Origin of the sequence: Limimaricola cinnabarinus LL-001 (assembly GCF_000466965.1) — a bacterium.
GTDB lineage: Bacteria > Pseudomonadota > Alphaproteobacteria > Rhodobacterales > Rhodobacteraceae > Limimaricola > Limimaricola cinnabarinus.
In genome coordinates, this window is record NZ_BATB01000043.1 from 21,148 (window position 1) to 33,666 (window position 12,519).

The 12,519-nt window shown below is 67.6% G+C and carries 17 protein-coding genes; 12 read left to right on the forward strand and 5 right to left on the reverse strand.

All coding sequences use genetic code 11. The annotated features are described in order from the left end of the window. Positions 1 to 189 precede the first annotated feature (189 nt). From MBELCI_RS13325 to MBELCI_RS13340, 4 genes are all read right to left on the reverse strand, one after another. Positions 190 to 837, reverse strand: coding sequence for a 5-formyltetrahydrofolate cyclo-ligase (locus tag MBELCI_RS13325; RefSeq protein ID WP_021694766.1), 648 nt, complete (start codon positions 835 to 837; stop codon positions 190 to 192). Positions 838 to 932: 95 nt separating this feature from the next. Further along, complete coding sequence (locus MBELCI_RS13330) at positions 933 to 2,027, reverse strand: HPP family protein (RefSeq protein WP_021694767.1); 1,095 nt, start codon at positions 2,025 to 2,027, stop codon at positions 933 to 935. A 365-nt stretch (positions 2,028 to 2,392) separates the two neighbouring features. Continuing rightward, positions 2,393 to 2,833, reverse strand: coding sequence for a nucleoside diphosphate kinase regulator (rnk, locus tag MBELCI_RS13335; RefSeq protein WP_021694769.1), 441 nt, complete (start codon positions 2,831 to 2,833; stop codon positions 2,393 to 2,395). Positions 2,834 to 2,911: 78 nt separating this feature from the next. Then, positions 2,912 to 3,379, reverse strand: a complete 468-nt coding sequence (locus MBELCI_RS13340) for a hypothetical protein (RefSeq protein ID WP_021694770.1) — start codon at positions 3,377 to 3,379, stop codon at positions 2,912 to 2,914. Positions 3,380 to 3,632: 253 nt separating this feature from the next. On the opposite strand from MBELCI_RS13340, the gene MBELCI_RS13345 reads away from it, so the two are divergent. The 8 genes from MBELCI_RS13345 (at position 3,633) to MBELCI_RS13380 (ending at position 9,079) form a co-directional block, all read left to right on the forward strand. Further along, positions 3,633 to 3,845, forward strand: coding sequence for a hypervirulence associated TUDOR domain-containing protein (locus MBELCI_RS13345; protein ID WP_021694771.1), 213 nt, complete (start codon positions 3,633 to 3,635; stop codon positions 3,843 to 3,845). Next, the gene (locus MBELCI_RS13350) at positions 3,842 to 4,375 is read left to right on the forward strand and encodes a DUF488 domain-containing protein (RefSeq protein ID WP_110546516.1); all 534 of its coding nucleotides are present in this window, start codon (positions 3,842 to 3,844) and stop codon (positions 4,373 to 4,375) included. Before MBELCI_RS13345 ends, MBELCI_RS13350 begins: the two co-directional genes overlap by 4 nt. Before the next feature lie 214 nt (positions 4,376 to 4,589). Then, a complete protein-coding gene (locus tag MBELCI_RS20450) occupies positions 4,590 to 4,946 on the forward strand; it encodes a transposase (protein WP_158497390.1) in 357 nt (118 codons plus the stop codon). A 320-nt stretch (positions 4,947 to 5,266) separates the two neighbouring features. Continuing rightward, positions 5,267 to 5,938: an amino acid ABC transporter permease gene (locus tag MBELCI_RS13360; RefSeq protein ID WP_045320164.1), complete on the forward strand. Its 672-nt coding sequence runs from the start codon at positions 5,267 to 5,269 to the stop codon at positions 5,936 to 5,938. Further along, positions 5,935 to 6,606, forward strand: a complete 672-nt coding sequence (locus tag MBELCI_RS13365; protein WP_021694774.1) for an amino acid ABC transporter permease — start codon at positions 5,935 to 5,937, stop codon at positions 6,604 to 6,606. The genes MBELCI_RS13360 and MBELCI_RS13365 overlap by 4 nt, the downstream gene beginning before the upstream one ends. Beyond that, positions 6,606 to 7,340: an amino acid ABC transporter ATP-binding protein gene (locus tag MBELCI_RS13370; protein WP_021694775.1), complete on the forward strand. Its 735-nt coding sequence runs from the start codon at positions 6,606 to 6,608 to the stop codon at positions 7,338 to 7,340. The genes MBELCI_RS13365 and MBELCI_RS13370 overlap by 1 nt, the downstream gene beginning before the upstream one ends. A gap of 4 nt (positions 7,341 to 7,344) precedes the next feature. Further along, positions 7,345 to 8,268: an isoaspartyl peptidase/L-asparaginase gene (locus MBELCI_RS13375; RefSeq protein WP_021694776.1), complete on the forward strand. Its 924-nt coding sequence runs from the start codon at positions 7,345 to 7,347 to the stop codon at positions 8,266 to 8,268. Between the two features lie 16 nt (positions 8,269 to 8,284). Beyond that, positions 8,285 to 9,079 (forward strand): transporter substrate-binding domain-containing protein, encoded by a 795-nt coding sequence (locus MBELCI_RS13380; RefSeq protein ID WP_021694777.1) that lies wholly within the window; start codon positions 8,285 to 8,287, stop codon positions 9,077 to 9,079. Between the two features lie 29 nt (positions 9,080 to 9,108). Here MBELCI_RS13380 and MBELCI_RS13385 read toward each other — a convergent pair whose 3' ends face one another. Beyond that, positions 9,109 to 10,110 (reverse strand): LacI family DNA-binding transcriptional regulator, encoded by a 1,002-nt coding sequence (locus MBELCI_RS13385; RefSeq protein WP_021694778.1) that lies wholly within the window; start codon positions 10,108 to 10,110, stop codon positions 9,109 to 9,111. 71 nt (positions 10,111 to 10,181) lie between these two features. Here MBELCI_RS13385 and MBELCI_RS21795 point away from each other — a divergent pair, with 71 nt between their 5' ends. The 4 genes from MBELCI_RS21795 to MBELCI_RS21300 form a co-directional block, all read left to right on the forward strand. Beyond that, a complete protein-coding gene (locus MBELCI_RS21795) occupies positions 10,182 to 10,370 on the forward strand; it encodes a hypothetical protein (protein WP_021694779.1) in 189 nt (62 codons plus the stop codon). Then, positions 10,367 to 10,585 (forward strand): ROK family protein, encoded by a 219-nt coding sequence (locus tag MBELCI_RS21800; RefSeq protein WP_021694780.1) that lies wholly within the window; start codon positions 10,367 to 10,369, stop codon positions 10,583 to 10,585. The genes MBELCI_RS21795 and MBELCI_RS21800 overlap by 4 nt, the downstream gene beginning before the upstream one ends. Further along, a complete protein-coding gene (locus tag MBELCI_RS21805; protein WP_021694781.1) occupies positions 10,537 to 11,085 on the forward strand; it encodes an ROK family protein in 549 nt (182 codons plus the stop codon). The genes MBELCI_RS21800 and MBELCI_RS21805 overlap by 49 nt, the downstream gene beginning before the upstream one ends. Beyond that, positions 11,069 to 12,519 (forward strand): copper homeostasis protein CutC (locus tag MBELCI_RS21300; protein WP_200861279.1); only part of this gene is annotated, 1,451 nt, incomplete at its 3' end. The genes MBELCI_RS21805 and MBELCI_RS21300, both read left to right, overlap by 17 nt.

A 12,519-nucleotide genomic window follows, 5' to 3' on the forward strand; every position in this document is an offset into this window, starting at 1 on the left:
CACCGGTCAGGCCGCCCCGAACCCGCCCATCGCGACCAGATCGGAGGCCGCTGGGCATGCCTTCGCGGATTTCGGTCGTCTCGCGGACGGGGCTAAGGCCGCCTCGATGCTGCCGGACGCGGGACAGGATCGGCTGGATCTGCCCAAGCCGGGCCACGGCTTTCGCAACGCGCTTGCTGTCCGAAGACCTCAACGCTTGGAATGCGTTCCGTGTGATAGAAGCGCCTCATCCATCGGCACGTCCCATGGCATCGGATAGATGCTCGGCAAATCGCATCCCGCGAAGCCCACCCCGATGATCCGTGGCCGCGGCTGAAGCCGCGCCAATGTCCGGTCATAATAGCCGCCGCCATTGCCGAGCCGGTAAAGGTCCCGGTCGATACCGACGAGGGGCGCGATGACGATATCCGGCACGCGCGCCTCGCCATTCACCGGCACGGGAATGTTCCAGATGCCACGGGTCATCGGGCAGCCGGGCGACCAGGCGCGGAATTCGAGCGGCATGGCCTTGTCGACCACGACGGGAAGCAAGACGCCCGCGCCGGTCGCATGGGCCCCGGCCATCCATGGCCGCAGATCCGGCTCCCCGCGGATCGGCCAGTAGACAGCGATGGTAACGCCCGGCTTCCGCGCGACGATCCTGTCGAGGCCCTCGATCAGGGCCGCCGTCGACCTTTCGCGTTCCTGCGAAGGCATGGTGCGAGCCGCGAGAAGCCGCGCCCGCTCGGCGCGCCTGAACCGCGCCACGTCCCGCGCCGTCTCGGCATCGACCGGATGCCCGTCGACGAGCAGATGGGCAAAGCAGGGCGAGGCCCCCCCGCCGGTGTCGTCTTCCATCCCGGATCTCCCGTTGCAGCGCATGCGGCCGGAACAGCCTATCGCAGACACGGGCAAAGGCGATAGCGGCCCATGCCGGACGATCGCCTTGCGCCTCAGGCGGCCTCGCGGTCCCCTGCCCCGCGCAGCAGCAGCCGAATGATGTCGGAGCGGGTCAGGATGCCGACCAGCCGCTCCTGTCGCACCACCGGGATGACCTCGCTGCCCTGCGCCGCCAGCCGGTACAGCAGCGCGCCGACCGGCATGTCATGCGGCACCGCCCGCGCGGCGGGCCGCATCACCTCCGATACGCTGCGGCGCGGCGAGCGGCGCTTGAAGGCCAGCGGGCGTTCCTGGGCCACCACGGCATAGAGCAGGTCGGCCTGCAGCACGATACCGCGCAGCGACATGTCGGCCTCGACGACGGGAAGGCTCTTGATGGCGTGGCGGCGAAACAGCCGCGCCGCCTCCGGCAACGGCGTGTCGGGCCGCACGGTGATCAACCCGGTGGTCATGATGTCGGCGCAGGTCGTGCCGTCGAACCGGTGCCGGGTCGCCTCCTCCTGCGCCGCCGCCAGCATCCGGCCGAGATCCACCACGCCGAGGTTGGTCGATTGGTTGAACCGGTCGAGCAGCGCGCCAAGCTGCGCCTCCGACAGGCCGAGCCGCGGCGCGGGGTCCTCCGCCGTTTCCGGCTGGCGGAAGGGATAGACCCGCCCGGTGGCGCGGTTGTAGAGCACGGCGACGAGCACCAGCGCGGCGGTGGTCAGCCCCACCGGCACGAGCGCGAAGATGGGCCCCGCCTCCAGCGCCGGCCCCGGCTCGAGCGCGGTCAGCAGCGCGACGGCGCCGCCGGGCGGGTGCAACGCCCGCAGCATCATCATCACGCTGATCGCCGACCCGACGGCCACGGCGGCCGACCAGGGCTCGGGGACGACCCAAACCGTCGCCAGCGCGACGAGCGCCGCCGCCCCATTGCCGACCACGGCCGACCACGGCTGGGCGAGCGGCGAGTTCGGAACGCAGAAGACCAGCACGGCCGTCGCCCCCAGGGGGGCGACGAGATAGAGCGAAGAGACGCCGAGCGGGGCCGCCGCCGCCACCCCGAGGGCGCAGAGCCCGATCCCCAGGAGCGCGCCGACGCCCGCGCGCAGGGCCTCGACCCCATGAAACGCCGGAAGCGCCGGGTAGAAATGATGCCATGCCCGCATCCGAACCTCCTGCACCGCCCGAAAACCGGGCAACCACGAGGCCCTATGCCCTAGAAGCGGGCGATGTTGAAACGCCCGCGCACCGGGAAAAGGAGATCGTTCTTCCCGCGGGATGGGCGAGAGAACATGCATGCCAAACAAGGTCTCGAAGCCGTCTTCAAATCCGCGTCGGCGTAGAACGCCGATCATAATTGATCTCATGGCGCCCCAGCTGAACGACCGGGCCGCCCATCGACGAGGGTCATCGCTCAAGCCGGCAAGGAAACCGAGCTACCACTCGCTCTCATGAACATGCATCGCAGAACATTTGGCGATGAGAGCCGGAACGGTCGGCACCCTCGCCGCCGACGTCGGTGCATTGGTGATCAAGCCTTCAGCTCTTCGGCGACATCCTCACGAACGACGCGGAGCACGGTGAGCACCCTGCGCTTGCCGCCTCTGGTATCCCAGTGAAGTGAGGCGCCCTCAGCCAAGCCGATCAAGGCGACCCCGATCGGGGTCAGGACCGAAATCCGGCCGCATGCGATGTCGGCCTCCTCGGGAAAGACCAGCGTTACGGTCTTTTCCTGGTCTGTCGCTTCATCGCGATAGGTGACCGCGCGTCCGATCGCCACCACGTTCGATGGAAACTTCGCCGCCGGGACGATACGGGCCCGACCGATCTCGCCGAGCAATCGGTCGGCAAGGTCCGGGTCGCGCACGATCGCGCGTTCCGCCACGGCTTCGAGCCTGTCCAGGCAGTCGGCGCCGATGACGATCCTGGGCTGCCTGCCGCCGCCGCGTGAAATGGAGCGTTGTGCGTTCATCGGGTTCTCCCTTTCGACGAACCATGGCGCGGGCGCTTCGTGAACGAGCAATGCCCGAACCGCCAAAGACGAAGATGATCAGGCCGCATCGTGATCCGGCGGCGGGCTCACATCGAGCACGACGAGAGTGTCTATCTGCCCGTCCTCCCGCTGAAGCGGGGCCTTTTGCAGCTTTCGCATCCCGATCAGGGTCCCCCCGAGCAGGGACGCCACGAGAATGTGCCCCGGGATCGGGGCAGAGCTCATGGTGAGCACGCCGGAACGCGATCCTTCACCGCTTATCATGTATGTGACGTGGCACCCGGCCACGACGAGTTCGGGCGAAGCGGGCTCGGGCGCGCCGCGAGAGATCCGCAGCTTGTGGCGTAAAAGCCCGTTCAGAAGCGGGGGATTCGGAGCATGCCGGCCCGCGCGTATGCGCAGCAGACGTTCGATCCCGGCCCGGGCCTCGACCGTGAGAAGAAAGCCGGTCTCGGCAGCGGACCGTTCGAACAACGACCGAAGGTCACTGCCGGAGGGCAGTTGCACGAAATTGGTGATGGGCATGGGTGTCTCCCGGGGCGGCGAAGCCCGCGTTCTCAATTCAAGGAGGTGAGAAAGCCCCGGGTGGTCAGAGACGCGCTTGAGCGCGGACCGCCCGGGGACCCGAGCGATTCAGAAGCAGAAACCGGAAGAGGTTTTCGTGCGTGACCATCACGAGATGCTAGCCACTGCGCGCAGGCTGTCAATCCTGGAGACGGGACCCGGCTTGGAACGGCGTGAAGGATATGGGTGTTGAACGAGGAAAGGAGGTGAGCCGATGGCGAAGTATTCGAAAGGCGATCGCGTAAGCTGGAACTCCGAAGCCGGACGTGTCAGCGGTCGCATCGTGAAGGTCCACGAGACGGATTTCGACTACAAGGGGCATCGGCGCCGCGCCTCGAAAGAGGATCCGCAATACGAGATCGAGAGCGACAAAACCGACCACATCGCGGCGCACAAGGAAGACGCGCTGACCAAGCTCGACAAGTGAGCGGCGGCTTCGCAACCATCGGGCATTCCAGTCGGCCGCCGCAGCTGGTCCTCGACATGCTGCGGGAAGCGGGGATCCGGTTGCTGGTCGATGTGCGATCTTTCCCAAAGTCCCGCAGCAACCCCGACTACAACGACGACAGGTTCCCCCAAAGGCTGGCCGAACATCAAATAGGCTATCGCCACATGCTGGCGCTCGGTGGACGACGCCCCAGGCAACCCGACATCGATGACGACCTGAACGCCTTCTGGCGTGTCCGGAGCTTCCACAACTACGCCGACTATGCCCTTGGCGCCGAATTCCAAGGCGCATTGCGAGAATTGGTGGATCTTGGCCGCAACCAATCCCTTGCGATGATGTGTTCTGAGGCCGTCTGGTGGCGCTGCCATCGCAGGATTATCACCGATTACCTGCTGCTCCATGGCCATGAGGTTCGCCATCTGATGGCACCTGGTCGCATTGAACCGGCGCGCCCTTCGGAAGGAGCGTGTCTCCGAAAAGATGGGGCGGTCATCTATCCTCGGGTTTGACCTATGCCGCCGTAACTGGCCTGGTCAGATCGACATTCCGCGCGCTTCATGACACCCGGCGGCAGCGACTATTTGTCGAGGGTGCGCGATCCGCACCGCATCACCCTTGGGCAGCACAAGTATTTTCCAAGGTCAACAAAATGCGGTCAAGTAAGTGTGTCGAATCCTCTGTTTATGAGGGCCCTGGTCCATGCTTCTACAAAAGGAAGCGACGATGGTCATTTCCAAAGAACTACTGGACGAGCTTCTGAAGAGTTGCGAGCGGCCTGAGGATCAGCTTTGCAGGTCCGGGCTGATGGAACGACTGCTCTTTGCGGAATTAACAGAGCATCTGGGCTACGAGAAGGACAAGGACGCGCCTGCGGATCAGCCGAACTGCGACAACAGCTCCTCCTCGAAAGTGCTGAAGGGCCAAGGTTGTGCGCTGCCGATTTCGATATCCTGCGACAGAGACAGCAGTTTCGATCCGAAGCTGGGCAGGAAGGACAGACTCGGATCGATAGGATGGATGACAGGATCATCGGGCTCTATATGGCAACCCGACAGTGCGCGACATCCGCGTCCATCTTGATGACGCCTATAGGTTGAAGGTCTCCCCGGACTTGATCAGCCGCGTCACGGACGCGATGATCGGGGCGGTCTGGGAATGACAGGGCTGTGCGCTGGACTGCATGCGTCTGATCCCCCTGTTCGACGCTCTGCGTGTGATGATCCGTGATGCCGATAGCCGCATGGTCGAGAGCGAAGCGGTCTACCCATGGCGGCCCGAGCGGGACAGCATGCCGGCGACGGCACGACCGCGCGGCGAAAACACGATCGCATCATTGACAATATCGCCCGCTACCGCCTAAGTGAAACCGCTTTCACTTTCAGCGCTGCGGAGGAGGCAACGTGATCAGGTCTTGGAATGCTCTCGAACCCCACCTGGGGTTCTTGCTCGAAGGCTTCGCGCTGACCGTCGCGGCCTGCGTGCTGGCGGTGGCGGGCGCGGTGGTGCTCGGCGCGTTGATCGCCTCGCTGCGCACCGCGCGCAGCCGCGCCGCCCGCACCGTCGCCGCCGTCTACTGCGACCTGTTCCGCAATGTGCCCTTCATCGTGCAGCTGTTCTTCTTCTTCTACGGCCTGCCTGAGCTCGGCATCTATATCGGCGCCTTCGAGACCGGCGTGCTGGCGATGTCGATCGCCGGCGGCGCCTTCGTCGCCGACGTGATCCGCGCCGGCATCCTGTCGATCGAACAGGGCGTGATCGAGGCGGCGCGGGTGTTCGGCCTCAGCCGGTGGCAGATCTTCAGCCGCATCGTCATGCCCAACGCGCTGCGCGTCTCGGTGCGACCGATGGGCTCGGTGCTGATCAACCTCGTGCTGACCTCCTCGATCCTGTCGACCATCACCGTCAACGAGCTGACCGGCACCGCCAAAATCGTCGCCGCCACCACCTTCATGCCGTTCGAGGTCTATGCCGTGCTCCTGGTGCTCTACGCTGCCTTGACATATACGCTCTCGCTCGCCGTCACGGGCGTGCATCGCAGACTCAACCGCGGCATGCCGGAGGCGGTGGCATGAGATACGCCGACTTCACTCCCTACGACCTCGTGCTTCTGGCGCAGGGCCTTGGCGTCACGCTCGGCCTCTTCGCCGCGACCACGCTGATCGGACTTGCGCTCGGCGCGGCGCTTACGGTGCTGCATTACTACCGCGTGCCGGTGATCGGTCATGTCGTCGTTGCCGTGACCGAGCTTCTGAAGAATTCGCCGGTGCTGGTGCAGCTGTTTCTGGTGTTCTTTGGGATGCCGGCCTTCTTTCAGGTCAACATGACCCCGGTCACGGCGGCGCTTCTGACAGTGAGCCTCAACACCGCCGCCTTCGCTTTCGTGATCTTCCGCTCCGGCGTCGAGGCGGTCGAGCGCGACCAGATCGAGGCGGCGCGGGTCTTCGGCCACAGCCGTTGGCAGATCTTGCGCCGGATCATTTCGCCGCAGGCCGCCGCCTTCTCGGTCGGCCCGCTGATCGGGCTTTTGGTGAACCAGCTGCAGGTGACCTCGCTGATCTCGGTGATCGGTGTCGCCGACCTGACCAAGATCGGCAACATCCTCAACCTCCGCACGCTCGAACCCTTCGTGGTCTGGAGCGTGATCGGGCTGACCTATTACCTCTGCGCCAAGGCATTGGCCGCCCTTGGGGGCCGGCTTGAACGGCACCTGCGCAGATCCGTCGTGTGGCAGGGACTCTGATGATCGAAATCAACAATGTCGAGAAGCGGTTCGGCAGCGCCGAGGTGCTCAAGCGGATCAACCTCAAGGTCGAACCCGGCGAGGTGGTGACGATCCTCGGCTCCTCGGGCTCGGGCAAATCGACCCTGATACGTTGCATCAACGGGCTCGAGGCTCTCTCGGGCGGTGCGATCCGGGTCGACGGCCACGACGTCTCGACCTCCGCGGGCCTCGCCGCGGCGCGGCGTCGATCGGCCACGGTGTTTCAGCTGTTCAACCTCTACCCGCACATGACGGTGCTGCGGAACGTCACGCTCGCGCCGATCCAAGTGCTGGGCCAGCCGCGCGCCGAGGCCGAGGCGCAGGCGCGTGCGCTCATCGATCTGGTCGGTCTCACGGAGCATGCCGACGCCTACCCGCAGCGCCTCTCTGGCGGCCAGCGCCAGCGCGTCGGCATCTGTCGGGCGCTGGCGATGCAGCCGCGCTATCTTCTGCTCGACGAAGTGACGAGCGCGCTCGATCCCGAGATGACCGGCGAGGTGCTCGCCATCCTCGCCCGCCTTGCGGCGGAGGGCACGACGATGGTCTTCGTCACCCACGAGATCGAGTTCGCGCGGCGCATCTCCGATCGCATCGTGTTTCTCGAAGCCGGAGAGCTGATCGTCGACATGCCGACCGAGGCCTTCTTTTCCGAGGAGGGCGGCCTCGCCGTGCCGCGGATCCGCAAATTCCTCTCGAAGATGACGAAAGACTGATCCCGTGATCCTGCTTGCAAACTGCGAGGCCGAGCCCGGCTTCTTTCATTCCGTGACCGCACTGAAGGCCGGAACCGGTGCCGTCGACGCGCTGGTCGAGGGCATCGGCCATGTCGAGGCCGATCCGGCGGTGCGCTCGGTCGGCTATGGCGGCTGGCCCAACATGATCGGCGAGATGGAATGCGACGCGGGCGTCATGGACGGCACCACCCGCGAGGTCGGCGCCGTCGGTGCGGTGCCGCGCACCTTGCCCGTGGCACGGCTCGCGCGCGAGGTGATGCGCCGTCTGCCGCATGTCATGCTGACCGGAGCCGGCGCGCGCAGGTTTGCGGATGAAAGCGGTTTCATCAGCGATGAGATGCTGCATCCTGACAGCGCTAGGGTGTGGTGGGACAAGCTCGAAGGCCTGCTCGACCCGGCCCAGAGGGCGGCCTTTCCCGATCTGCCGCTCGCGCCCTTTTCCAAGGCGATCACCGATCCCGAGCGGGTGCGCGACACCACCGTGTTCCTAGGCCGCGATAGCGGCGGCGACATGGCGGCCGTCACCTCGACCTCGGGCTGGGCCTGGAAATATCCGGGCCGACTCGGCGACAGCCCGATCCCCGGCGCGGGCTTTTACGCCGACAGCCGTTTCGGCGCCGCCGCCTGCACCCATACCGGCGAAATGACCATGCGCAGCGCCACCGCCCACGCGGTGGTCCACGCCATGCAACTCGGGCTCGATCTCGACCAGGCGGTGGAGGCCGCCGCGCGCGACCTGCTGACGCTCGAAACCGGCTTTCTCGGCGAGGTGGTGATCCATGCCATCGACGCGACGGGCCGGCACCGGGTGGTCAACCTTCTCGGCCGGGCCCCGGTGTCCTACTGGATCTGGACGCCGGAGATGGCAGAGCCGGAGCGCCGGCTCTCGGAGCAGTTTCAGTCTTGAACCAAGGGAGGACCTCATGAAGACCTTACTGAAGAACGCGATGATGGCCGCGGCGGCAGCGCTGGCGTTCGGCGCTTCGGCGAATGCCGGCACGCTCGATGACATCGTCGAGCGCGGCGTGGTGCGGATCGGCGTGTCGCTGGGCGGCGAGCCGATCGGCTTCCGCGACGACCGCAACAACCCGGTCGGCTACGATGTGGATGTCGCCACCATGCTGGCTGAGAAGATCGGCGTCCCGGTCGAATTCACCGATGTCTCGGGCGATGCCCGCGTGTCAATGCTGGTCTCGGGCCAGCTCGACGTGGTGGTGGCCAACACCTCCGCGACGCTGCCGCGTGCCCGCGCGGTAAGCTTCTCGATCCCCTACAACCGCGCCGGCCTGCGGGTTATCGCGCAGACGGATTCGGACATCGACACCATCGCCGATCTCGACGGCAAGAAGGTCGTGGTCGGCCGCGGCACCACCGGCGAGGCCTTCCTCAAACGCGAGGTTCCGGGCGCCGAGCTGGTCTATACCGATACCTTCTCGCCCGACGGCGTGCTGCTGCTGCGCCAGAAGCGGGTCGACGCCGGGATCGAGGACAGCTCGCTGCTCGATTACCTCGCCACCCAGGAGGACAGCCTCAAGACCCTGCCGGGCCTGCATTCGAACGACCCGATCGGCATTGCCATCGCGCAGGGCGACCCCGCCTTCCAGCGCTGGATCGACATGTTCGTCTCCGACTATATCCAGTCCGGCGCCTACGAGGCCAACTACAAGAAATGGTGGGGCGACGACGCCAACCCGCCCGAGCTGAAGACGCTCTGGTAAGCCCGTCGGCCGGGCTGGGGCCGCGCGCCTCAGCCCGTGCCGCGCGGCACGAAGCCGGTGCGGATCTCGTGCAACTCGCCGCGCGCCGAGAACCCGGCCGGATCCTTCAGAAACAGCGCCACGCGCTCGATCAGCACGCCCTTGTCGAAGCCGATGGTCGAAATGTCGTAGGCGTCGAAATTGGACCGGCTCAGCGCGTCGAAACCGTAGAGCAGGTAATCCTGCGGTGGCCGCAGCCCGGTCGGCCGCATCCCGTCCATCACCCCCATCGCCATGGAGTCCGAAGTGCAGAAGACCACGTCCGGGACATCCTTCGGATCAATCCCCGCCGCTGCCTTCAGCCCCGAGGCATAGGAGTAATCGCCTTGGATCTCTCGCGCGATCACGATGCCGCTGGCGGCACAGTGGTTGCGGTAGAAGCCGCAGCGCGCCTGCTCGACCAGCGAGGAATCCCGTCCCGTCACCAGCACCGCGCGCCGCGCGCCCTGCGCCGCCGCCCGCTCCACCGCCGCCGCGATCCCGGCGGCGTCGTCGACCACGATCCGCGCCGATTGCAGGTCGGCGCGCCCGTTCAGCATCAGCACATTGTCGCTATGAAACAGCTCGCGCACCGTCTGCGCATCGGCGAAATCCGAGAACACCAGCGCGGCATGCACGTGGTAGGCGACGCTGTTGCGCAGGAAATCCTCGATCCGGCGGGTCTCGCCCACCCGGATCAGCACGGCCTGCTTACCAAGCGCCTGGATCCGCTCCAGCAGCGGGTCGATCAGGTCGAGATCCGACAGGTCGTTGAGATGGTTGACCAGCACCGCCACGAGATCGAGGGACTTGGTCGCCAGCCCCCGCGCCAGCGGGTTTTGGTTGTAGCCCAGCTCGGCCGCCGCTTTGAGGACGCGCTCGCGCTTCTCCTGCGAGACGGGCCGGCGCACCGGCGACAGCGCGCGCGACACGATCGCGGGCGCGACGCCGGCGCGGCGTGCCACATCGGCAATGGTCGGCCGCTTGTCGCGGCTGGCAGGATCATCGGGCATTCGGGAAAGCTCGCGAGGTTCGCCCCGGGATTTAGCGAAAAACCGGGGCCAAGGAAACAGGACAGACCCGCATGATATGCGCATTCGACATCGGCGGCTCCAAGATTGCCGCCGCCACGCCCATCTCCGGCGATCCGGCCCGGCTGAAGCCCTTGGGCGAGGTGCCGACGCCCACGCAGGACTTCGACGGCTTTTGCGCGGCACTCGCAGCACTGCTGCCAGCCGGTACGCACCGCGCCGGCGTCTCGGTCGCGGGGTGATCGGGCCGGAGGGCGACCGCCTCTCCAGCGCCAACATCCCCTGCATCCACGGCCGCGCGCTGGCGCGTGAGCTGACCGAGCGGCTTGGCCTGCCGGTCGACGTGATCAACGACGCCAACGCCTTCGGCCTGGCCGAAAGCGTTCTGGCTGCGGCGCGGGCCACCGCGTGGTCTTCGCCGCCATCCTCGGCACCGGCATCGGCGGCGCGGTGGTGATCGACGGGCGCGTGCATGAGGGCCGCGCCGGCACCGCCGGCGAATGGGGTCACGGCCCGGCCTCCGCCGCCGACGCAGCCGCCCTGCCCCGCCTGCCCTGCGGCTGCGGCCAGACCGGCTGCGTCGACACGCTGGGCGGGGCGCGCGGGCTCGAACGGCTGCACCACCACCTGTACGGCCGCAGCGCCACCAGCCACGAAATCCTGTCAGGCTGGCACGCGGGCGACCCTGCCGCCGGGCATACGCTTGGCCTTTATCTCGACGTGGTCGGCGGCGCGCTCGCCGCGGCGGCGAACTTGATCGACCCCTCGATCGTGCCGGTCGGCGGCGGGCTTGGGCAGGACGCCCGGCTGGTCGCCGCGCTCGACGCCGAGGTTCGCGCGCGCATGATCGCGCCGTCGGACGCGCCGCTTTTGCGGCAGGCCAGTTTGCAACCCCATGCGGGCCTGATCGGCGCCGCGATCCATGCCGGGAGGTGCGGCGATGACCGGAACGCTTGAGGTCTGCATCGACGATGCCGAGGGCCTCGCCGCCTGCCGCGCCGCAGGCGTCGACCGGATCGAGCTTTGCGCCGCTCTGGCGCTTGGCGGGCTGACGCCCGGCCCCGGGCTGATGCGCGCTGCGGCGCGATCGGGATTGCCGGTCTACGCGATGATCCGCCCGCGCGCCGGCAGCTTTGGCGCCGGGCCCGAGGAGCTCGCGGTGATGCGCGACGACATCGCGATGGCGCGCGACTGCGGCCTCGCCGGCGTCGTGCTCGGCGTGGCCCGGCCCGATGGCACGCTTGACACCCGCGCGCTCGAGACGCTTTGCGCCGCGGCCCAGGGCATGGGCCAAACGCTGCACCGGGTGATCGACCTCGTCCCCGATCCGCTCGCGGCGATCGACCAGGCCGTGGCGTTGGGGTTCGAGCGGGTGCTGAGCTCGGGCCAGACGCGCCGCGCGCCGGACGGCGCCGAGATGCTGGCGCGGATGCACCGTCACGCCGCCGGGCGGATCGAGATCATGGCAGGTGCGGGCGTCACGCCCGACAACGTCGCCGATCTCGCCCGCGCGACCGGGCTCGACGCCTTCCATGCCTCCTGCAGCACGGCCGCGCCCAACCCACCCGAGATCGTCGCGATGGGCTTCGCCGCCGCCACTCGCTCGCGCACCGAGGCCGGGCGCATCCGCGCCCTCAGGCCCGGATCGCCGCGCTCGACCCGCCCGCCTGACCGGGCCACGCGCCCCCTCCCCCAACGCCGGAAGACAGACCCCATGAAGATCCTCATCCTGCCAGACCCGGACGCCGCCGCCGCGCGCGTAGCCGACATCATCGCCCGGACCCTCATCGCGCGGCCCGAGGCGGTGCTGGGCCTCGCCACCGGCGGCACGATGGAGCCGGTCTATGCTCGGCTCGTCGCGCAGGCCCGGGCCGGCCGGGTCGCGCTCGACCGCATGACCGGTTTCAACCTCGACGAATATGTCGGCCTGCCGCCCCGGCACCCGCAATCCTACCACGCCTTCATGCGCGCTCATCTCGCCGCGCCGGCCGGGCTCGACCCGGCCCGACTGCAGCTGCCACGGGGCGACGCGCCCGACGCGGTCGCCGAGGCCGCGCGCTACGAGGCCGCGATTGAGGCGGCCGGCGGCATCGACCTGCAACTCCTCGGCCTCGGCGCGAATGGCCATATCGGCTTCAACGAGCCCAGCTCCTCGCTGGCCTCGCCCACGCGCGTCAAGACGCTGAACCACGCCACGCGGGCCGCCAATGCCCGCTTCTTCGGCCCGGGAGAAGAGGTGCCGCGCCATGCCATCACCATGGGCATCGCCACCATTCTGCGCGCGCGCCACGCGCTGCTTCTGGCCACCGGCGCGCACAAGGCGCAGGCCGTCGCGGCCATGGTCGAGGGCCCGGTCAGCGCCCGCTGCCCGGCCTCGGCGCTGCAGATGCA

Bases quoted from the DNA above. Each gene is read 5' to 3' on its own strand.
- MBELCI_RS13325 (WP_021694766.1), bottom strand. From the start codon at position 837: ATGGAAGACGACACCGGCGGGGGGGCCTCGCCCTGCTTTGCCCATCTG.
- MBELCI_RS13330 (WP_021694767.1), bottom strand. From the start codon at position 2,027: ATGCGGGCATGGCATCATTTCTACCCGGCGCTTCCGGCGTTTCATGGG.
- rnk (WP_021694769.1), bottom strand. From the start codon at position 2,833: ATGAACGCACAACGCTCCATTTCACGCGGCGGCGGCAGGCAGCCCAGG.
- MBELCI_RS13340 (WP_021694770.1), bottom strand. From the start codon at position 3,379: ATGCCCATCACCAATTTCGTGCAACTGCCCTCCGGCAGTGACCTTCGG.
- MBELCI_RS13345 (WP_021694771.1), top strand. From the start codon at position 3,633: ATGGCGAAGTATTCGAAAGGCGATCGCGTAAGCTGGAACTCCGAAGCC.
- MBELCI_RS20450 (WP_158497390.1), top strand. From the start codon at position 4,590: ATGGTCATTTCCAAAGAACTACTGGACGAGCTTCTGAAGAGTTGCGAG.
- MBELCI_RS13365 (WP_021694774.1), top strand. From the start codon at position 5,935: ATGAGATACGCCGACTTCACTCCCTACGACCTCGTGCTTCTGGCGCAG.
- MBELCI_RS13370 (WP_021694775.1), top strand. From the start codon at position 6,606: ATGATCGAAATCAACAATGTCGAGAAGCGGTTCGGCAGCGCCGAGGTG.
- MBELCI_RS13380 (WP_021694777.1), top strand. From the start codon at position 8,285: ATGAAGACCTTACTGAAGAACGCGATGATGGCCGCGGCGGCAGCGCTG.
- MBELCI_RS13385 (WP_021694778.1), bottom strand. From the start codon at position 10,110: ATGCCCGATGATCCTGCCAGCCGCGACAAGCGGCCGACCATTGCCGAT.
- MBELCI_RS21795 (WP_021694779.1), top strand. From the start codon at position 10,182: ATGATATGCGCATTCGACATCGGCGGCTCCAAGATTGCCGCCGCCACG.